Genomic DNA, 20,931 nt, shown 5'->3' on the forward strand with positions numbered 1-20,931 from the left:
GGCGGCCAGCAAATACAAGATTTAAAAAAATGGAAAATCAGTTCAAAAAAATTAAAGTGGCCATTTTAGGCGTAGGAAACTGCGCCAGCTCGTTGGTGCAGGGCGTGGAATACTACACAGTATTTTCCGAAAAAAAATCGGGCTTGATGGCAGACGACATCGGGGGTTATAAGGCAGGTAACATTGAGTTTGTATGTGGGTTTGATATCGATGAACGTAAGATCGGGCTGCCACTGAAACAGGCGATTTTCGCCAAACCCAATTGCGCTATCGTACTCAACCCGGATGTGAGATCCGAGGCACCGGTTTACAGGTCTCCGGTGATCGACGGGGTATCTCCGCTGATGGCCAACTATCCGCCGGACAACCGGTTTATTATCAAAGAGAATTTGAAACCTACCGACCTGCTGGCGAGCCCAGGCGCCCATGATGCGGCCTTCGTTCAGGAGCTAAAGCAAGAAATTATCCGACACCTGAAAGACCATGAAGCGGAAGTGCTGATCAATTACCTGCCGGTCGGCTCTCAGCTCGCGACAGAGTTTTACGCGGAAATCTGCCTCGAACTCGGAATTTCGCTGGTGAACTGTATTCCTGTTTTCATTGCTTCCAACCCCGAATGGGAACAGAAGTTCATCGATGCCGGAATACCGATAATCGGGGACGATATGAGAAGCCAGTTTGGTGCGAGTATTTTGTCACAAATGCTGCAAGAACTGGCCTTTGAGCGTGGGCACCATGTACGGGCACACATTCAGCGCAACGTGGGCGGTAATACGGATTTCCTGAACATGGAAGACAAGAACCGGCTGAAATCGAAAAAGATATCGAAGGAAAATGTCATCAGGGCGCAGAACGACATACGGGGAATTTCGACGGAAGACAGCTTTTTACATGCCGGACCATCCGAATACATCGCATACTACGGAGACAATAAAGTGGCTAATTTCCGCCTGGAGCTGGAAGGATTTATGGGTGCACCGGTTTTCCTGGATGCGCAGCTTTCGGTACAGGATTCGCCCAATTCCGCCGGAGTGGTCATTGATGCGATCCGGTATGTGTACGTTGCCCGCGAACTTGGCCTTGTGGGAGCCCTGAGAGGGCCATCGGCATCTACCCAGAAAACCCCTCCGGAGCAAATGATGTTCAACGACGCACTTTACGAGTGCCATGCGCTGGCCAAAAGGGAGCTTACCGAATCCACAAGGAGACAACTTATGCAAACTGCCTAAACCCTGGTTAGCGGTTTTAACCATCCGCTGATCTCCCGTAAAAAACAGGCCCCGGACTTGCAAATCCGGGCGCCTGTTTTACTTAAATTACTCCGCCCGCACCTGCGACTTTCTGCCGAGGTTTTATTGCGCAGACCTATTGCGCAATAAAGCTGCTTGCATTCTCCGGCCTTATATCGGTCAGCGTTCATTTGTAGATGGTAAGTGACCGCCAACAATATCTTCCCTGCGCTTTTCCCTAATGCGGGCATAGGTGGGTCTGCAGGTTTTTCAACCATACCGTTGCCGTCGGATTCTTCAATTTCAGATAGTTTGTGAAACAAATAAGGTACGAAGGATTCACTATCACATACAATTTCAAATACCTGGCAAACGCCTTCCTTCATGACGGGCAACAGCGGCTGATTGAGGTTCTTGCTACCCTATTACGCTGTTCATTACCGGACACCGTCTGTTCTTCTGCGGACACGGATTTTTCCGTCAAAAACACGAAATAGCTACTTTCTGCCTCAATAAGCATGTTTTTGAAAACTGGCACGCATTTGTACTAGAAAATATAAACAAATTGTTTTTGAGCATGCGCCGAACGTATCTGGGAGAATTTGAAGAGCTTGTTTTGATCATGACTGTCATTCTGGACGACCAGGCTTATGGGGTCACAGTTAGTCAGGAAATAGAGCGGCACACCGGCCGGGTGGTCACCTTTGGCGCGATACACAACACCCTGATCCGGCTGGAAGAAAAAGGCTTCGTCACATCTGAGCTGGGGGGAGCGACTACCGAGCGCGGCGGCAGGCGAAAACGCCTTTTTAAAGTAACGAATCTGGGAAAGATCGCGCTGGAGGATATACAGCAACTGCGTAACAGGCTTTGGAAAATGATGCCCGACAACAATTTAAAGCCAAGCGGCATATGAACCAGCCACAACCGCCACAGTGGACAAAAACTCTGCTCCGCTGGCTGCACCCTGAAAACACGATTGAAGAAGTGGAAGGAGACCTGGACGAGCTGTACGCCTACTCGGTACAACGCGCCGGAAAAACGAAGGCTCTACTGCGTTACCTGCTCAATGTCGTAACCGTTCTGCCGCCCTTTGTACGCCGGCGTCCTGGCAAAACAATATATGATCAACCATTTTCTCTTAGCCCTGATATGTTAAAAAATTATTTCAAAATCGCCTGGCGGAACATTGTCCGTCAAAAAGCTTATTCTATGCTGAACATTGCCGGTTTATCCATCGGCATGGCTTGCAGCATACTGATCCTCCTTTGGGTTCAGAACGAGCTGAGTTACGACCGCTTCCATACCCGCGCTGATCAGCTGTTTAGGCTGACCTGTAGCGCTGGCGACTTCAAAACAGCCGTCAGTGCGGCTGGAATGGCCAGAGGGTTGCAGGCGCAGCTGCCCCAGATCAAAGGCGGAGTGAGGATGAGCAAACAGTATTCGTTGCTGTTTGAAGCTGGCGAAAAAAAGATGGAAGAAAAACGCGTTTTTTATGCCGACTCCAATTTTCTGGAGGTTTTCTCTTTTCCGCTGCTGTCAGGAAATGCGGCTACGGCACTCAGAGATCCGGGAGCTATTTTGATCACTGAAGAAACGGCAAAAAAATATTTCGGTACAAGCGATGCAGCAGGCAAGACCATCCGCATCAACAACAACGAAAATTTTACAATCGCGGGCGTCCTGGCCAATACGCCTTCCAATTCGCATTTGCAGTTCGATGTCATCATTCCTATGAAAACCATGGCCAAGTGGAGCCGGGACATACAAATCGAAACCTGGGGCAATTTTAACTTTTATACCTATCTCGAACTCGATCCAAAAACGGCGGCCTCTGCCTCCGCCCGGCAGAAACTTACCCAACAAATAGCCAGAATTTTCCACGAGCACGGCCAGACGGTTAAAATTGACTTCCAGCTACAGCCACTAACGGATATTCACCTGCATTCCAATCTGCAGATTGACCTTCCCGGGCATGGTAACATGCAGTATGTCAATATTTTCTTTGTCGTCGCAATCTTCATCCTGATTGTGGCCTGTATTAATTTCATGAACCTCGCCACGGCACGCTCCGAGCGCCGGGCCAAGGAAGTAGGACTGCGGAAGGTGGTAGGTGCAAACCGCTATCAGCTGATTTTCCAGTTTCTTGGCGAATCTTTCATCTTCTCATTCCTATCGCTGGTGATCGCAATCGGGATCGTATACATGCTGCTGCCCATCTTCAAAATGCTGACGGAGAAACCCCTGACCATTCATTTGCTGGATGGAAAACTCCTGATGAGCCTGATGGGCATAGCGGTACTGACAGGCTTGCTATCCGGCAGTTATCCTGCATTGTTCCTGTCGGGTTTCGCGCCCGTGAAAGTACTGAAAGGCAAAATGAGGATTGCCGGCGGAAACCTGCTTTTCCGGAATGCGCTGGTGGTGACCCAATTTGTAGTTGCTATTGTGCTGCTCGTGGGTACTGCGGTGGTTTACAAACAGCTGGATTTTATCAAAAAGCGGAACCTGGGTTTCGACAAATCCAACCTGCTATACTTGCCCACGACCGGCGAGCTGGGTGGAAAACAACAGGCATTGAAGGCATCACTGGCGCAAAATCCCCTGACGGAAAATTTCTCCGTTATTTCAGATCTTCCTACAAAGCTTGAATCCGGTACCATTGATGTGATCTGGGACGGACAAACCACCCGCAACCAGGTGGTGTTCCCATCCCTTGATGTGGATGAAAATTTTGTAAAGGTTTTCAAAGCAAACATATTGGCGGGCAGGGGTTTCGAGAAAGCTTTTTCGGGCGACAGCTCAGGTTATATGATCAATGAAAAGGCCATGCAGATCATGGGTCTGAATGTGAACAATGCAGTGGGACAAAGGCTGAATTATGATGATCGGGAGGGAACGATTATTGGCGTTGTCAAGGATTTTCATTATAAATCGCTGCAATACGCGATAGAGCCGCTGATCCTGCGCCTCAACAAATGGGGCGGCGTGGTGATGATCCGCACGACGGCCGGCAACAACGAGCAGACTATCAAAGCATTGGAAAAGATCAATCAGCAGCTAAATCCGGCTTTCCCCTTCACATTTGGCTTCCTGGATAAGGATCTGGATAATCTTTACCGAAGCGAACAGCAAATGGGGAGCATTTTCAACCTGTTTGCCGGGCTTGCCATTTTCATTTCCTGTCTGGGTTTGTACGGACTATCCGCTTTCATGGCCGAGCAGCGGACCAAGGAAATCGGCGTACGCAAAGTACTGGGTGCGACCGTCGCTGGTGTTGTGGGCTTGCTTTCCCGGGATTTTTTGAAGCTGATACTGATAGCCATCGTCATCGCCTCACCGATTGCGTGGTATGCCATGAATAAATGGTTGGAGGGATTTGTCTACCAAACCACCCTGGAATGGTGGGTCATCGCCCTGGCGGGACTATTGGCCACTGGGATCGCATTGTTCACGATCAGCTTTCAGAGCATTAAAGCTGCACTAACGAACCCGGTCAAAAGCTTGCGCAGCGAATAGTTTTTTTAAACCATTCATCGTTTGTACCCGCCTGAAACCGAATGAATATGCGGGTACTATTTTTTATGGGTTTCCGAAATCAGCGCGTTGGCCGGTCATCTCCCCCAGCGTAATTCGATCACATCACGGTTATACAGCGCATCCGCGTGCCGTGAAGCAATCCAGAACAATCCTTTGCTACGGATCATCCCGGCTGGCCAATTTTAAGAAATATAATTCCAGAAGCGCTCCGGATGAAAAGACCGCACGTACCGGAACAAAAAGAGCTGATGCCCTACTCTTCCGTTTCCGGTACATGCCCGCCATTTTTCACCTTATTAAGTCCCTGGATCCACCTTGCCGACTGCTCTGCTTTTTCATAATCAAACAAGCCCGTGTTGCTGGTCGGTAAGCAAATTAACTATCGTTCTTGTATCAGACTGATCCTCATTTAGTTTCCGGCTCACAATCGTATCCAGCGAACCAAAACCGTCCCTGTCTTATCTAATGTCCCACCAATTCTTCACTGCCTGGGTGTCACCACCGATATTTTTGGCGGCTTCCTCACTGTTTCGGGCATTGCTTGCGCGGGTATTGTTCGGGTATTTCAACCGCTTGGGAACGTCGGTAACGTCCGGGTCGAGGCTGCCCGACGCGGGGGGAATAAACAGCACGCTGCCATCCGGCTTTTTGGTGTCCAGCCTTAGTCTCTCGAGCCAGGATTGTATTCCCTGCATGTACATGGCAATCCATTTTTGGGTACCAATCACATTTTTCCAATCCCCTGCCTTGTAAGGCACGGCCGCTAGATAGGTTTCCACTGCTTTGGCATCTGTAATACCCCATTGTGTCATGGAAGCGGTAACGGCCTCTTTGTACAAATCCTCAGCCGCAGCGCTCCCCACACTCATACCCCTTGCTGCTGCCTCGGCCTTGATGAAAGCTATCTCTGCATAAGTGATCATATAACCTTTTGCCGAACCGCTGTAAGCGATCACACCCGGCTTGGAAAGCCCGATCATCGTAGGCAGATTAGCCTCCGTACCATACACCTTTCCAATGTATTTACCATTTGTATCATCCGGGCGGGCAAAAATCGGCAGCCGCGGATCCTCCACCGATTGGAGGTAGTCGACCAAAGTGGATGTGACGGCAAATTCGACCAGCGGCCGTTCTACGTCGTTGTAAGGAAACCGGTTGGTGGTGGTAGCCACATTATAAGGAAAATATACATCCTGGCCCACATTCATCAGCGTATTCTTTACCGCATCCTCGATCACGGCTTTGGCTTCCGCAGGTTGTGCATCCGCCATCCGCATGGCTATCCGCATACGCAAGGCGTTCGCGATCCTGATCCACTGCTGCACGTCCCCTTTCGCAATAACATCCCCCCGGACCACACCCGACGGAGTTCCCGACAGCACATCGATCTGCGTCTTCAAAGAAGCGAGCAATGCCGCATAAACGTCCCTGCCTTTGTCGAACACAGGCTGGGGAATGTCTTCTCCCTGCAATGCCTGGGTGTAAGGAATATCGATGTACACATCAGTGAGGATGTGAAAAATCCAGGCTTTCAGAATTTCCGCCACCGCTATGGTATGCGGACTGGTTTCTGACGGATGCCGGTCGTAATAGTTCTGTATTTCTTTCAGATCCATCAGCGGGCCGGCATACAGCCCGGCCCAAAGGCCATCATTGGTAAACAAAAAACGCCCGTCGGATGTCTTGTCGGTGCCCATCCAATATTGGGAGAGCTCCATTCCGATGCGGCCATTGAAATAGGTGTCATACATCAGGTCGGAGGCGCGTTTTTCGGCATTTGACAACAGGAATTCCGGCTGCGTCTCGCTCGATCGCGACGGGTCGGTGTTCAGGGATTCGAAATTATCGCACCCTGTGAAAGCCATCAGGGCTGTTAACAGGAAAAATAGCTTGTTTTTCATATACTTTAAATTTTTGATATCCGGGTTAGCAGGTCAGAAAGTAACATTCAGGTTAACACCATAACTGCGGACGGGCGGCAATGCTCCTCCTTCAAAACCGATCTGGTTGCTGATGGAATTGGTGATATTGGCCGGGTCCACATTGGGTGCATTGCTTTTCATCAGCCAGAGATTCCGGCCGGTCAATGTTACCCGCAATGCCTGCATACTCAGCTTTTTGGCGAAGCTTTCGGGCAGGTACCAGCCCAGCCGGACCTCGCGCAAATAAATGTAGCTGCCGTCGTACAGGTTTGCCCTGCTGATCCGGTTGCCACCATCGGCGTTGAAATGCGTCCTGGCAGGTACTGCAATATCATTTACGGTACCGTCTGCTTTTACCCCCTGATTGATCACGCCGTTTTCACGGATACCGTCTTCAGCCGTTTCTGCCAGCATACCGGATTTGTTACCATACAAATTGGTATAAGAGAAAAAGTCACCACCCCTCTGGAAATCCACCAGGGCAGACAGATATAAATTCTTGTAGCTCAGCATATTCGACAATCCTCCGATAAAATCCGGATTGGCGTCACCGATGATCACGGGTGTCGGGGTTACATTGTAGGTACCATTATCGGCTACCGTTTTATTTCCCTTTGCATCATACACATAATCGGTTCCGAGCATGGTACCGAGCGACATCCCTCTCTGCGCCACCATCGACACTTTGTTCGTGCGGCGTTCGGTACCGATGATAAACCTTTCGATACCCTGGATGTTGTCGCCGGTACTGTTCAGATCGAGCACCGTATTTTTGTTTTTGGAAAAATTAAGGCCCAGGCGCCAGCTGAAATTCGTCGTCATAACCGGCGTTACCGAAAGTGTCAGTTCAATTCCCTTATTCTGCACAGTACCGCCATTCACTACCTTGGTAGTAAATCCACTTTCGGAAGGAATCTGCACATTCCAGATCTGGTTTTTGGTTTTCCTGTTGTAGTAGGTAAAGTTCGCCCCGACCCGGTCATTGAAAAACTTGAAATCAACACCGCCCTCCGTTTCCGAAGAAAGCTCCGGTTTCAGGCGACTGTTGAAAAGCTTGTCGGAAGTACTCTGCAACGGATAAGTATCAAAAGGCGCCACGTAATCATAGTAGCGCGACACCGAGTACGGGTCCGCATCGTTACCCACCTGCGCATACGAAAGGCGCGCCTTACCCAGCGTCAGCCAGTTGCTTTTTGCAAGCAGATCGGAGAATATGAATGAACCGGCCACAGACGGATAAAAGTACGAGTAATTGCCGGTCTGTTTCAATGTCGACGCCCAGTCGTTTCGCCCGGTTGCGGTAAGGAAAAGGTATCTCTTGTAGCCCAGGGTCACCGAGGCAAAAAGGGAATTGGTTTGTCTGTTGCCGTAAGCGTTGGAAACCGTAGCAGGTGTCACCGAGTTTTGCAACACGTAAACCATCGGATTCTGCAGCCCGCCATTGGTCGTGCCTGCATCTATACTGGATTTGATGCTCAGAATATTCCCACCGGCTACCGCTTCCAGTGTCAGCTTCGAATCTGCAAAAGACTTGTTGATATTCAGCGTTCCCTGGTAGTTGTTTTCATTGTTGACCACCGCCCTTTTGGCATAAGAACCTACAAAAAAGCCTTTCGCGCTGCGGACCTCATCCAGGTGGTTCAGATAATCCGAAAACACACGTATGTCGGCGGAAAGCCAGTCGGTAAATTTGTAGGTAAGCCCTGCGTTCCCGAAATAGCGGTTGTTCCTGTCGGTATTGTAATTTTCGTACTGGTTCCAGTACGGATTCTGAGTAAATGCAGGTTTCTGGATATTCCACGCGGTGCGGTTCCAGGATTGCTCCGTTCCGTCCGCGTATTTGTAGTTTTTCAGATAAGCATCATCAATCTGCCGCTGTCCGAACATCACATAAAAAAGCATCGGGTTATTGCCAAAGAAACCGGTTCCCGGCCGTCCTTTGGAATGATCATTGACATAATTGATCCCGCCGCTGAACGTGAATTTTTCGTTGAACTTATATGTAGTATTGAGGCTGATAAAAAAGCGGCTGAGATTACTTCCCGGGTAAATAAAGTTCTGCTTCGTTTGCCCGACCGAGAAACGGATCGACCCATTATCGCCGCTGCTGGCGACAGACAGGTTATTCGAGAAAGTTACCCCTGTTTTGAAAAACTGTTTTGCATTGTCGGGCTGCGGGCTCCACGGGGCAGTTTTACCAAAATTGGGATTGTTGCGGTCCTGGTCCCACGACCAGTAATGGCGCACCAGCTGGCCTTCCATTTTCGGCCCCCAGGATTCGTCCGTACCATAATCCGGGATAAGGTCGTAACGCCCCTTGCCATCATCGTCGTCATAAGTACCGCCCCCTGGTAAAAAACCAGTAGGATTCTGATTGACATACAATTTGGCAAAACTGGAACTGCCTCCGCCGCCGTACAAATTTTGAAACTTGGGCAGAAGCGAAACCTGGTCGGTCTGGACGTTCAGGTCGTAATTGAGAGAGAGCTTGCCGGAACCTTTGCCGGTTTTAGTAGTAATATAAATCACCCCGTTCTGCCCCCGGCTTCCATACAATGCTGTCGCCGCTGCACCTTTTAGTACCGAAATATTCTCGACATCATTGGGATTGATCAGCTGGGCAGGGTTACCGTAATCATACCCTCCGCCGCCGGTACCCTGACCGCCCGTGACTCCGTACGAATTCATGTTCATATTCGCCATAGGCACGCCATCCACAATAAAAAGTGCATTGTTATTCCCTGAAATGGATTTCAACCCGCGTATGGTAACCCGTGACGACCCGCCCATCGAACCGCTGTTCCCGCCGATCTGGACCCCGGCCAGCTTTCCCTGCAGCGAGTTAATGTAGTTAACCTCCCTGGCCTCCTGAATCCCTCCACCGTCGATCTGCTGGATCGCATAACCTACATTCCGTGTGTTGCGCTGGACACCCAGGGCCGTTACCACCACCTCGCCCAGGCTTTTTACATCCGCTTTGAGTTTGACCGTCACTTCGGACATGGCTGCCGACACGTTCATATCCTGCGTCACATAACCGATGGACGATACCGCAAGGACATGGTTTCCGGTGGGCAGCGAGATCGCAAAATTACCTTCCGTATCGGTGTTGGTACCATTGTTGGAACCCTTCACCAGTACGCTCGCGCCCGGGATCGGCGCATTGCTTTCATCTATGACTTTCCCTCTGACCCTCCGGTCCTGGCCCACGGCATTGGCCACGCAAAAAAGCACGACCAGCAGGACCGATAAACAACTTCGTATAGATAACGTCATATTTGTAAAATTTTAAGAATAATTATTCTTAAAAGATGAAGTCGAAATGTATATACTGGTGGCTACATCAGTTTAATCCTGACTCGTGAATACAGGTTACTTAAGACCTCAGTTACTTCGCAAAAACGCCCCCCGGCATTTGGAAGTAACAGATTGAAGATCAACAAAAACAGCAGGGCCTGCTTCAAATTCCCCATGTCGGGATTTGAAGCAGGCCCTGTCACCGGCGAGCAGCTGACGCTGGCTGCCTATCCGTATTTCTTTAGTTTACCCAGTCCGGATTTTGCTTTAACACGCCGTCTGAATTATCTATTTCTATTTGCGGCAAAGGCTGGTAATAGTTTTTTGGCCTCACCCATTTTGTTCTTCCTATGTCGGCGGGAAATACTTTTTCAGGCTTCAACAGAAAAGTTGTGAGATCATATATGTTGGCTTTGTCCCAACGCAGCAGGTTCTGATATCTGAAATTCTCACCCGCCAGTTCCATTCTGCTTTCGTGTATCAGTGCATGGATATCCGCCCCGGTAACCGGACTGAGACCGGCTCTTTTACGTACCAGATTGATCTCGGCATCCCCTGCACCTTTGCCATTAAGACGAATCTTTGCCTCAGCCACCAAAAGATAGGTTTCCGCAGCCCTCAGGAAAGGAATGTTGAGCCCGTGGTTGAATGTTTCCGGCGTGACCCAATCCATGTATTTGAAATAACTATGGCCGGTGTTGGACAGCCCGGGTATATGCACAACCCTCACACCCGCCTGGTTCACAGATTCCCCGTCCGATACAATGGTGGTTGTTTTACGTTTATCGCCGGTTTCAAATTCTTTCACCAGATCGGTCATTGGCTCATTAAAGCCGTACATGCCCCAGGGACGCGGACCACGGTGTTTGGAGAGTAGTTCCTGGTTGATCCACGACATATCATTCATCATCAGAAAAAGATTTTCTTCAATGTTCTCGTTTCCGGTCCTGAAAAGGGTCAGGTAGTCGGGGGCCAATGCATAATTGTCGATCACATTCTTTCCGGATGCAATAGCCTTGTTCAGATTGTCGGAATCCGCATAATTCTTCGCCAAATGCATATATATGGAAGTCATCAGCGCCCATGCCGCTCCTTTACCAACGCTGCCCGCAATATTATGCAAAGGCAGGAGACCTACGGCTGTATTCAGATCCTCCAATATAAATTGGGCCAGAACCTCCGGCGATTCACACTTCGGCAGATTGTATTCGTTGTTCAGAACATTTTCTTCCTTGATGATAGGAACCTGTCCGTGAATAAGATACAACCTGTAATACGCATAGGCCCTCAGAAAGTAGGCTTGTCCCATGATGGAATTATACGAGTCGTCACTGATTGCGCCTGCTGCCTTCACTTTCGGCCCGTTGATGATCACACCATTGGCCCGGCTGATCACCTCATATTTATACTGATATGTATCCTTGATTTTTACGTTGGACGGATCTGTGTTATAAGTTTCGATCTCTTCGTCCTCGGCATGGTCGCCGGCTCTCCAGTGGTCATCGCTCTGATTGTCGAAAAACAGATCGTCCATCCCCAGCGCCCGCGTGGCCCATGGGCCATATGCGCCGGCAATCGCATCGCGCAAATCCGCTTCGGTTTGCCAGTAATCCTCGTCAGTACGGCTGCCCACCAGCTGCTGGTCGAGAATACTATCACAGGAAAAACACAGTAGCCCGATCACTACCAACACTGCATATTTTTTCATTTTAAATAAGGCTTTATTGTTTTAAAATGTGATATCTATCCCAAGTACGAGGCTCTTGGACTGAGGCGTGTTGTTCAGAATCACACCGCGGTTCAGGTTGTCGCTTCCGCTTTCCTCTGGGTCGACACCATCGAATTTGGTAAATGTCAATAGGTTACGACCTGACAAATAAAACCTGAGACGTGACATCCCAATGGCTTTCGATGCAGGCTCAGGAAAGGTATATCCAAGAGTTGCATCTTTCATTCTGACGTAATCGCCGTTTTTAAGGCCCAGCTCCGAAACACGGTAATTGTTATTGGCCCGAATGGTCGACATTCTGGGGTATTTGTTTGTAGAGCCTTCCCCTGTCCACCTTTCATAGGATACCGCATCCATATTGCCGCTCTGGGTTGGGTCGATCCCGCGCACCATCATGGCATCATAAACCTGATGGCCCAAAGAGCCGCTGAAAGTTGTGGAAAGATTGAAACCTTTGTAGCCGACGCCCAAATTGAAGCCCAGGAGCATTTTCGGGTTAGGGTTTCCGATTCTGACCCTGTCTTTCTCATCTACGATATGATCGCCGTTGAGATCCATAAAACGCACGTCACCCGGCGTGATATACACTTTGCGGGGGTCTGCCGAGATATTCGGATCGCCGTCGACTTCTCCCTGATTCTGGTATATCCCGTCCGTTTTCCAGCCGTAGAATGTGCCCACAGCCTGGCCCTGGTAGGTCCTGTTGTATTCGTTTGAGGAAATATATTTGGCCTCGCCATATAGTTTTGTGACCTCGTTTTGCAGGAAAGTCAGGTTCAACCCCAGGTCAAAATTCACCTCTCCAACCTGACCGTTGTAGGAAGGCTCGATCTCGAGTCCGTAATTGCGCATTTCGCCGGCATTGAAATCAGGGATAGATACCGTTCCGGATGCCAGAAGGCTGGGCAGCGGGATCAGCATATTCTTGGTCCTTTTGTCGAAATAAGCGATATCCATGTTCACTTTGTTATTGAACAGGCCCAATTCCAGAAGGACATTCAGCGAGCTGGTCGTTTCCCAGGTGATATTGGCGTTCGCAAAGGAAGCGAGCCGGGTTCCCGTTAAATTGGTACCCCCCAGCACGTATTTGACATCCTTTTGATATACGTTCAAATACTGGAACGCATCCACATTCTGGTTACCGAGTTGTCCCCAGCCGACATTCAGCTTCATATTGGATATCATGGAGTTGTCTCTCAGGAAGCTTTCGTTTGAAATACGCCACCCTGCGGAAATAGAGGGAAAATAACCCCACCTTTTACCGTCGGCAAATCTGGACGAACCGTCTGCCCTGAAAATACCGGAAACATAATATTTGTCTTTAAAACTATAGGTACCGCGAAAGAAAGCCGAGGTAAGCCCGGTGGTCGGATACTCGCTGCCTTCCACTCTGGTGGTCGCCGCATTGGACATCACCAACTGGCTGTTGATGGTAGATGCAAACCCCATCCCGATCATCCTGTTCCAGTTGCTGTCGTCGATCTGCCCGGAAACACCCAAAGTTGCACCGATGTGATGGTCGCCGACAGATTTGTCATAGTTGGCAAAAACCTCCCCTAACTTGGTTGTTGCTTCAAAATTGGCATCTTCCAATGTCGGGGCCGACTCACTTCTCGACTGGTCCGGTGTGATGTTCTGGAACCTGTCGTTACCCGAGGTTGTCCGCTGGTAAGATGCCCTTGCGCTCAAAGTCAGGGCTTTGGTCACATCAAAATCCACCTTGGTAGTGATAATGGTTCTGACCTCATCGGTGTACCACCATTCTTCCCTGGCCTTGTACACCGGATTCCACATGTCGCCCAGCTGCGTACTTGCCTTGCCCGAGCCGTAGCTGCCGTTGTCGTATTTTACCGGGATAGCAGGCATATAACGGTAAGCCGAGTATATGGTCGTGGAAGTTCCCGAGCCTCCGAGGTCGTCCTGTACGATCCGGTTTTTCCTGCCTGATATCCGTACGTTTTCTTCCACCCTGAGGCGGTTGGATATTTTCTGGGTGCTTCTGAGCGAAAGGCCGAGGCGTTTCATATCAGTGGTAATAAGTGTGCCCTCTTCGTCTCTGTAAAACACATTGGCGTTAATGGTCGCATTCTCGGAGCCCCCGCCAATGGTGACGTTGTAATCGGTGAACAATCCGGTGCGAAACATGGCGTCCTGCCAGTCGGTACGGGTCTTGTTGTAATACTCATCCCCCCACGGAGAATTCTGGTCTATCGGGAGGCCGTCCATTACATATCGCTCACGTTTAAGCTCGTAAAGCTTCTCGGCATTCAGGACAGGATATTTTTTAATGAGACTGTTAAAACCAGTAGAGGCGTTTAGCCGCACGGTTGTCTTCTGGTTGAAACCCGCTTTTTTGGAAGTAACCAGCACCACACCATTCGCAGCCCGCGTACCATATATTGCTCCGGATGCTGCGTCTTTCAATATCTCGATGGACTCGATTTCGGCCGGCGCCAGTTGCCCCAGTATATCAGCGCTCACAGGTACGCCGTCCAACACGATCAGCGGTTGGGTATTGTTGATCGTACCCACTCCCCGGATCCTGATACTCGGCGTTTTTCCGGGAAGACCGGATGAAACAAACTCGACACCGGAAGCCCTGCCCTGTAACGATAAAGCCACGTTGGATGCAGTCGATGTTTCGATATCCTTGCCATCAATTTTTGCAATGGAGGAAGTTATTTCACTCTTTTTCTGAGTACCGTACCCTACTACCACTACCCCGCCCAGCATGGTAGCGTCAGCTATCAAAGTAATTTTCAATTTACTTTCATCTCTGATGCTTAGTTCCTGGGTTTTCATTCCTATAAACGATATCACCAGAACATCTCCTATTTCTGCCTGAATAGCAAAGTTTCCATCCGCATCGGTAACCACACCTTTTGAAGTACCTTTTAACACCACGCTGGCCCCCGGAAGCGGCGCATTTGTGGGGTCAATTACAGTTCCCGTTATGGGCAGCAGCACAGTTTTCGTGGAAGGCTTATTTTTTGAAAAGGCAGTTGGGCCGGCTTGCATGGAAAAGCTGGCGAGCGCGAAGAAAACCAGAAAAAAGGATCGTGTCACACACTTTAATTTCTGCTTGTCAGTAGATTTCAATAACATTTTTCATTCCGTTTTAGAGGGTTTAAATTTTGAGTAAAAAGCGCAATCAGTTTTTGCATAGTATTTCGATAGGTTTAGGTTTAAAATGACATCCTGGTGATAAGTATTTGTAACAGAAGAAATCTGAAAATTTCGATAACTACTCGGTTTTAAAAATTATGTCCTGAAAATTAACTTTCCGGTAACACTGAGAAGGAAAATGGCTGACATAGCCTTGCAGTTGAACGCGTGCGGCGGGAGCAAAAACAGCCCGCACGTCACGAACCTTTATGGATATACGAAGGAACCCACAGTTGCCCGAAACGACAATCCATGTCCCCACCGGGATTACTTCGCTACCTGGTAAACATCGGAAGCGGTTTCAGGGGATTTTTAAGAAAATTCAATACCAGCTTTTTTATCAAAAAAGCATGAAAACCCTTGTTGGGCAACATTTTGCGATAGTGGGACGATGCCTTTGCATCGATATCGAAAGCGATGATACCAAATGTGACATCCGCCCAGTCGGCACGTCTGAAGACCTCCGTTACGAGCTCGAACTTTCCCCGGTAGCGGCTGATCTTGTGATGCCAGTAAATCATCGTGGCAATTTCATCTGCCAGCGCATCTTTGCCGTTCTCGGCCAGGTATTTTCGCAACTGATCTATGGAAGGCGGGAGGTAATCGATCGTATGGTCTGTCCAAATGCCGATATCATGAAAAACCGCGGCAATCGCGTATTTTTCGACATTGGCGGCATTACTGTCCTGCAAAATGCAATTGAGAAATACCCGGTAAACATGGTTCCGGTATTTCTCAAAATCCGCGCCGATGTCCGGCCGGAAATACTGCATCAAATCTTCAATTACCTCGTGGGGATAGTTTTGCTCAGCCATTTTTATGCAAATTCAACGGTTTTACTGGTACGGAACATACGTTTATAATCGCTAGGGGTGATCATGAGGTTTCGCAGGAATACTCTCCGCATGGATACCAGGCTCTGGAGGCCGGTTTTCACGGCAATCTGTTCCATGTTCAAATCACTTTCTTCCAATAGTTTCCGGGCCATTTCCATCCGAAGTTTTTCCACAAATTTGGCGGGTGTCAGGCCGGTTTCTTTCAGAAATACCCTGGCAAAATTCCTCGGGCTCATATTGCTGTGCAGCGCAAGTTGCTCCACGCTCAGATCTTTGTCCAGGTTGGCAACCATCCAATCCCGAATTTTACTAAAAATACCAATTTCGGGCTCAGGTAACAAGTCCCCGAATTGAGACTGGTATCCGGGACGTTTCAGATAAAGCACCAGATGGCGCGCAACCGAAACAGCAATATCACGCCCGTAGTCTTCCTCCACAAGCGCCAGCGAAAGGTCGGTCGCCGATGACACGCCGCCGGATGTATATATATTGCCGTCTTTGATGAATAATTGGGATGAATCGACATGAAGTCCGGGAAAATCGCGAAGTAACCTGGATGCCTTTTCCCAGTGAGTAGTGACGTTTTTATCATTCAAAAGCCCGGCTTTGGCCAAGGCAAAAGTGCCGACGCAAATAGATCCGATCCTACGGACCCGGGGGTACATCTCCGAAACCCAATGGTAAAAATCAGACGTCTCGATAACCGGGTTTTCAAAATTATAACCGGCAATGATGAGTGTATCTATCGGCTCTTGAATGTTATCCCGCATGACCGGGGAACTGATCGTAATGCCAGACCTGGTCACAACTTTGTCGGACCGGTCGGCGGCCACGACAAGCACTTTGTAAGCATTTTCAATTCCGGTTTTTTCATATACCGCTTTGGACGCCTGAAAAAACACATCTCCCGGACCTGCTATTTCCAGTAAGGGCAGATCCGGGAATGCGACAATGACCACCAGCTTCGAATGCACCGATATGTCCATTTGATTTACTTTATTTAACCGTCTCTAAAAGTTCCGAAACAAGTTCGGAGATTCGGTTGGAAATACCTACTTCATTGTCGTACCAGGCCACAACTTTCACGATCTTGCCGATACTTCTTGTCAGCGTACCGTCTACAATCGACGAATGCGTATTGCCCAGGATATCCACCGACACGAATTGTTCCTCGGTGTATTCCAGCACACCTTTCAGCTCATTTTCGGCATAGGATTTCAATGCATCGTTGATTTCCTCAGCGGATGCCTGTCTTGACAAGTTAAGTGAAAGGTCGACGATGGAACCATCCACAACGGGAACGCGGTAAGAAAAACCGTCCAGTTTGCCCTTCAGGCCAGGTAACACGTCCCCGATCGCTTTCGCCGCACCCGTGGTAGTAGGGATGATCGACTGGCTGGCGGCCCTGGCTCTCCGTAAATCCCGGTGAGGCGCATCCTGCAACACCTGATCTGCCGTGAACGCATGCACTGTACTCATATACCCCGACTCTATGCCAAATTCCTTATCAAGAACATGAAGGACCGGCGCAATCGCATTGGTCGTACACGATGCGGTTGAATAAATGTTGTCGTCGGAAGTAACAATGGCATTATTCACTCCGCTGACGATGGTTTTTACACCCCCGGTTGCCGGGGCGGTGATCAGTACTTTTTTTGCGCCGGCGTCGATGTGCAGCTGCGCTTTATCCCTTTCCGTAAAACGCCCGGTGGATTCAATGACAACATCAATTTCAAGTTCTTTCCAGGGGAGTTTTTCAGGCGCTTTTTCGCTCAGCAGCACGATATTTTTTCCATTCACATGGATATGTGTGCCGTCTTCCGAAACCTGCCCCGGAAAATGACCATGTGACGAGTCGTATTTGAGTAAATGCGTCAGCGTTTTGATATCTGTTAAATCGTTGATAGCTACGATCTCAATATTTTCCTTATTCTGTAAAGCACGCAAAGTCATGCGGCCAATTCTTCCGAAACCATTGATTGCAATTTTCATGTCTGAATTGTTTAAGTCCCTCCATGGGCCTCTGTTTTTACTCCGAGTCCCAATCGTTTCTCAAATTTACAACATGGAATTGATGGCAGAAATGACATTTTTTATACTATTCCTGCCAAGTGAAAATGTTCGGTATTGATACCGTAAAATGACTTGGTCACCATTCCGGAGTTAATCTTATTGCTTGACCAATAAGTCCTTCCATTAATTTTTTACAAATCTCAGCTTCCGGATTTCGCCTTGCTCGTCCTGCAAGGTCAGGAGATATACTCCGCTCCGCAGGCGGCCGATACCGGGTATTGTGATTGTTTCCGAAGGATTATTAAAAGATCTGGTCATAACGGTCAGGCCGGCGATATCTTCGATTTTAACGTGCAGTTTCCCTTTGACCTTCTTGTTGAGCTTCACAGAAACCTGTGTGCTGGCCGGGTTAGGATACAGTGAAGCCGTATTTTCAATACCGCCAAAGTCGACCGCCACGATTTTGGAATATTCAAATTGTCCGTTGTAATCATTTTGCCTGAGCCGGTAATAATTTACCGAATCCCGGACCGGCGTGCTGTCAGTCAACTGATAGGAATGTTCTTTTCCCGAATCTCCGTTCCCGGGAACCGTGGCTATGGCTGAGAACTTTATGGCGTCACTGCTCCTCTCAACCACAAATTCTTTATTGTTTTTTTCCGCCGTCGTCTGCCATTGAATCAGGCTGTTGTTGTTCAATTTGGTGGCTTTGAAATTTTTCAGCGTGACCGGGAGGGCGATATCCGTTAGCTGAACTATCGCAGCGTCGGCAGCGGGAACTGTGATCGTGATGGTGCCCTGCGCCTGGGCAGCCGCCATCTTCGCCTCAGGATTACTCCCGGAGAAAAGTTCTTTTGCCTGAAATGTTGTACTTCCGTCAAAGCCTGCTCTGGTGAGATCGATCGTGAAAGTTTTGCTGGCCTGACCATAATTAAAAACGGCGATGTAATTTTTATTTCCGATCGTCTGCACAAAAACCTCACTAGGGTCCCAGCCCGTATTTCCTTCAACCGGGCGGAAAATTTTCCCGTTTTTAGCCAGATTCAACAGGTCCGAATTTTGTAAAAGTACCTGGGATCTGGCTTTCCAGCTGCCGTTGGCCGAATAATCATCGCCCGTGATGATTGTCCCGGTTATAATGGAGGAGGCAAGCCTTGCACGATTTTCCCCTTCGCTTTCCGAACCAAAAACAACATGGTCGGCATCCATATATTGATAGATATGGTTTTGCCACCAGCCATAATTGGCGCTGTTCATCGAATAAGCCGTTTCACTGATATCCTTGTAGGTATCGCAGGCGATCCTTCTCATGTGGGCGTACCTGCCCGTGGCAAGATTGGGCGAAATCGCAGCGTACACCAGCATGGAACCATCCAGCTGGTCGATCAGATATTCCATACCGACTTTGTAAGCCTGCATTCCGGTGTGGATGCCCGGCTGATAAAATCCGTCAGCCTCAATTCCGGCATGGGAAAGAAAGTCAATCTTGATCATCTCAAATCCGGACGCTTTAAACTTGGCGATCAGATAGGCAATTCTTGCTTTTGTTGCCGGATGTGTCGGATCCAGCGCATAAGCCCCGTCCAGATCAAACGCTTCACCGTTTACCCTGGTCCAAACTTCATCGTAATTGTACGAGCTGCCTTCCATGGTACGGCTGTTTTTGCCCCAATCCACGAAAGGTGCCCAGTAAATCCCCGGTTTGAAACCTTTCGATCTGCAGTAATCGGCAAACTCTGTGAGCTGGCTGAAATCGCCGGTCATACCGCCGGGAGCAAGGTTGTCCCAATAAGAATCCAGATCAATGTAAAGGGTATTGTCGCCATTTCTTAAACCTGGCAGGTCATCCGCAAAATAATCGACCACTGATTTTGCCTTAGGCAGATTCAGACCCGCTTGAACTGCGCCCCAACTGTTCCAGCCAAAAGGTGTAGCAGCCGTCCAGTCAAACACATACCGGGGTTCAGCTGTTGCATTTGCTTTTCCATAATCATCCAATCCATTTCGCCAGTCGTTATCATAGCTGACCAAGATTTTCGGGGATTTGCAGCTGTTTTGCCCCACACTCACCCAGCCGTGGCCCCGTTTGTCGCGGGTAACATCTTCGCTCGTGAACCCTGCAATTACTGAAACATAGGAAGTTTCCCCACGCCCCTCCCCTGCCAGATTGACGCCCGTTTTCCAAGTATCATGCTCCACCGAGCCGATCACCAGGCCTTTTCTGCTAGTATTGTCGTAGATGGAACCGGCTTCCGAGCTTGTGAAATTGGCGTAGCGGATTTCTTTGGCCTCGTAGCGAACCCACTTGTCGTTATCGTAAGGAACAAACAAAGCCCGTTTATCTGCATGGGCATGAATATCGACCAGATTTGAAGTCAGCGGTGACATTTTATACGAATTGGACCCCGTACCGTTCAAAAGTGTTTCGGTGAAAAAATAATTTTTCCCGTTGTAGGTATAAAAAACCTGCTGCATTTCAAGCATACCGTCGCCGGTCATCGTGATGACATGCCGCGTGCCTGTCCCGAAATGATCAGTGACCGGAGCAGAAGCATATTCTCTTTTGGTGAAACCCTGATTACTTACGAAAGTGGTATTCGAGTTTGCATAGGAAAAAGCCTCCCCAATTATTTTTTTGTTATCAAAATACACATCATAATGTCCGTTGGCGAGGTCAAAATCAACGTGGTTATTGGTGCCAAAACTGATCGTTTTTACATCGGGCGCGTTGATGGCAGAGAGTGAGATCCTGTCAATGTTGGGGCCGTAACCGTATGCATTATCCAGTTTGATCGAGTTGCTTCCGGCCACGAGCGGAACTGTAACCTGCGTCGTGCCGACTGTGGACCAACCTCCCGAAGCCGGACAAGTTACGCTGATGACACCACCGCCATTGGGCGTTACGCTGATCGTCCGCTGATCGCCGGTACAATAGGAAATTGTAAGATTATAAACACCTGTCGCCGCTGCCGTAACGGGAATAGTGACAGCACCATTTCCCAGATCGCCGACCATACTTTGCCCGGAGCAAGTACTGCAACTCTGCAGCGAAGCACCGCTGCTCAGTATGCCTGATTCTGCTTCGTAACTCTGGGCATGTGCTTTCGCTGTCAGTAAAATCAGAAAGCATACGATGAGTTTCAAAAGCACCGACCCAATGTCGGTGCCCAATACATTTAATTTTTTGTCCATACGTTTTT

12 protein-coding genes are annotated in these 20,931 nt (G+C 49.0%); 4 read left to right on the plus strand and 8 right to left on the minus strand.

Annotation, left to right across the window (positions count from 1 at the left end; all coding sequences use genetic code 11):
- Window positions 1–29 precede the first annotated feature (29 nt).
- The 3 genes from FBF61_RS09525 to FBF61_RS09535 all read left to right on the plus strand — a co-directional run bounded on the left by FBF61_RS09525 (window position 30) and on the right by FBF61_RS09535 (window position 4,748).
- Window positions 30–1,229, plus strand: a complete 1,200-nt coding sequence (locus tag FBF61_RS09525; protein WP_138476961.1) for an inositol-3-phosphate synthase — start codon at window positions 30–32, stop codon at window positions 1,227–1,229.
- A 577-nt stretch (window positions 1,230–1,806) separates the two neighbouring features.
- Window positions 1,807–2,145, plus strand: a complete 339-nt coding sequence (locus FBF61_RS09530; RefSeq protein WP_138476962.1) for a PadR family transcriptional regulator — start codon at window positions 1,807–1,809, stop codon at window positions 2,143–2,145.
- Complete coding sequence (locus tag FBF61_RS09535; RefSeq protein WP_138476963.1) at window positions 2,142–4,748, plus strand: ABC transporter permease; 2,607 nt, start codon at window positions 2,142–2,144, stop codon at window positions 4,746–4,748. Before FBF61_RS09530 ends, FBF61_RS09535 begins: the two co-directional genes overlap by 4 nt.
- Before the next feature lie 479 nt (window positions 4,749–5,227).
- On the opposite strand, the gene FBF61_RS09545 is transcribed toward FBF61_RS09535, so the two are convergent.
- From FBF61_RS09545 to FBF61_RS09560, 4 genes are all read right to left on the minus strand, one after another.
- The gene (locus FBF61_RS09545; protein ID WP_138476964.1) at window positions 5,228–6,670 is read right to left on the minus strand and encodes a SusD/RagB family nutrient-binding outer membrane lipoprotein; all 1,443 of its coding nucleotides are present in this window, start codon (window positions 6,668–6,670) and stop codon (window positions 5,228–5,230) included.
- Between the two features lie 33 nt (window positions 6,671–6,703).
- Window positions 6,704–9,967, minus strand: coding sequence for a SusC/RagA family TonB-linked outer membrane protein (locus tag FBF61_RS09550; protein ID WP_138476965.1), 3,264 nt, complete (start codon window positions 9,965–9,967; stop codon window positions 6,704–6,706).
- A 262-nt stretch (window positions 9,968–10,229) separates the two neighbouring features.
- The gene (locus tag FBF61_RS09555) at window positions 10,230–11,696 is read right to left on the minus strand and encodes a RagB/SusD family nutrient uptake outer membrane protein (RefSeq protein WP_138476966.1); all 1,467 of its coding nucleotides are present in this window, start codon (window positions 11,694–11,696) and stop codon (window positions 10,230–10,232) included.
- Between the two features lie 21 nt (window positions 11,697–11,717).
- A complete protein-coding gene (locus FBF61_RS09560; RefSeq protein WP_138476967.1) occupies window positions 11,718–14,822 on the minus strand; it encodes a SusC/RagA family TonB-linked outer membrane protein in 3,105 nt (1,034 codons plus the stop codon).
- A gap of 199 nt (window positions 14,823–15,021) precedes the next feature.
- Between FBF61_RS09560 and FBF61_RS34560 the strand changes: the two genes are divergently transcribed.
- Entirely contained in the window at window positions 15,022–15,168 is a 147-nt protein-coding gene (locus FBF61_RS34560) for a hypothetical protein (protein ID WP_166444482.1), read from the plus strand.
- Here the strand turns inward: FBF61_RS34560 and FBF61_RS09565 are convergent.
- From FBF61_RS09565 to FBF61_RS09580, 4 genes are all read right to left on the minus strand, one after another.
- Entirely contained in the window at window positions 15,158–15,697 is a 540-nt protein-coding gene (locus FBF61_RS09565; RefSeq protein ID WP_138476968.1) for an HD domain-containing protein, read from the minus strand. The two genes, FBF61_RS34560 and FBF61_RS09565, sit on opposite strands and share 11 nt — an antisense overlap.
- Window positions 15,698–15,699: 2 nt before the next feature.
- Window positions 15,700–16,704: a GlxA family transcriptional regulator gene (locus FBF61_RS09570; protein ID WP_138476969.1), complete on the minus strand. Its 1,005-nt coding sequence runs from the start codon at window positions 16,702–16,704 to the stop codon at window positions 15,700–15,702.
- A 10-nt stretch (window positions 16,705–16,714) separates the two neighbouring features.
- On the minus strand, window positions 16,715–17,710 hold the full coding sequence (gap, locus tag FBF61_RS09575; protein ID WP_138476970.1) for a type I glyceraldehyde-3-phosphate dehydrogenase: 996 nt from the start codon (window positions 17,708–17,710) through the stop codon (window positions 16,715–16,717).
- Between the two features lie 204 nt (window positions 17,711–17,914).
- Window positions 17,915–20,923 carry a T9SS type A sorting domain-containing protein gene (locus FBF61_RS09580; RefSeq protein ID WP_138476971.1) on the minus strand — a complete coding sequence of 1,003 codons (3,009 nt, stop codon included), beginning with the start codon at window positions 20,921–20,923 and terminating at the stop codon, window positions 17,915–17,917.
- Between the last annotated feature and the right edge of the window lie 8 nt (window positions 20,924–20,931).

It is taken from the genome of Dyadobacter bucti (genome assembly GCF_005869225.1).
In the GTDB taxonomy this organism is placed as follows: Bacteria; Bacteroidota; Bacteroidia; order Cytophagales; family Spirosomataceae; genus Dyadobacter; species Dyadobacter bucti.

Bases quoted from the DNA above. Each gene is read 5' to 3' on its own strand.
- FBF61_RS09525 (WP_138476961.1), top strand. From the start codon at position 30: ATGGAAAATCAGTTCAAAAAAATTAAAGTGGCCATTTTAGGCGTAGGA.
- FBF61_RS09530 (WP_138476962.1), top strand. From the start codon at position 1,807: ATGCGCCGAACGTATCTGGGAGAATTTGAAGAGCTTGTTTTGATCATG.
- FBF61_RS09535 (WP_138476963.1), top strand. From the start codon at position 2,142: ATGAACCAGCCACAACCGCCACAGTGGACAAAAACTCTGCTCCGCTGG.
- FBF61_RS09545 (WP_138476964.1), bottom strand. From the start codon at position 6,670: ATGAAAAACAAGCTATTTTTCCTGTTAACAGCCCTGATGGCTTTCACA.
- FBF61_RS09550 (WP_138476965.1), bottom strand. From the start codon at position 9,967: ATGACGTTATCTATACGAAGTTGTTTATCGGTCCTGCTGGTCGTGCTT.
- FBF61_RS09555 (WP_138476966.1), bottom strand. From the start codon at position 11,696: ATGAAAAAATATGCAGTGTTGGTAGTGATCGGGCTACTGTGTTTTTCC.
- FBF61_RS09560 (WP_138476967.1), bottom strand. From the start codon at position 14,822: ATGTTATTGAAATCTACTGACAAGCAGAAATTAAAGTGTGTGACACGA.
- FBF61_RS34560 (WP_166444482.1), top strand. From the start codon at position 15,022: ATGGCTGACATAGCCTTGCAGTTGAACGCGTGCGGCGGGAGCAAAAAC.
- FBF61_RS09565 (WP_138476968.1), bottom strand. From the start codon at position 15,697: ATGGCTGAGCAAAACTATCCCCACGAGGTAATTGAAGATTTGATGCAG.
- FBF61_RS09570 (WP_138476969.1), bottom strand. From the start codon at position 16,704: ATGGACATATCGGTGCATTCGAAGCTGGTGGTCATTGTCGCATTCCCG.
- gap (WP_138476970.1), bottom strand. From the start codon at position 17,710: ATGAAAATTGCAATCAATGGTTTCGGAAGAATTGGCCGCATGACTTTG.
- FBF61_RS09580 (WP_138476971.1), bottom strand. From the start codon at position 20,923: ATGGACAAAAAATTAAATGTATTGGGCACCGACATTGGGTCGGTGCTT.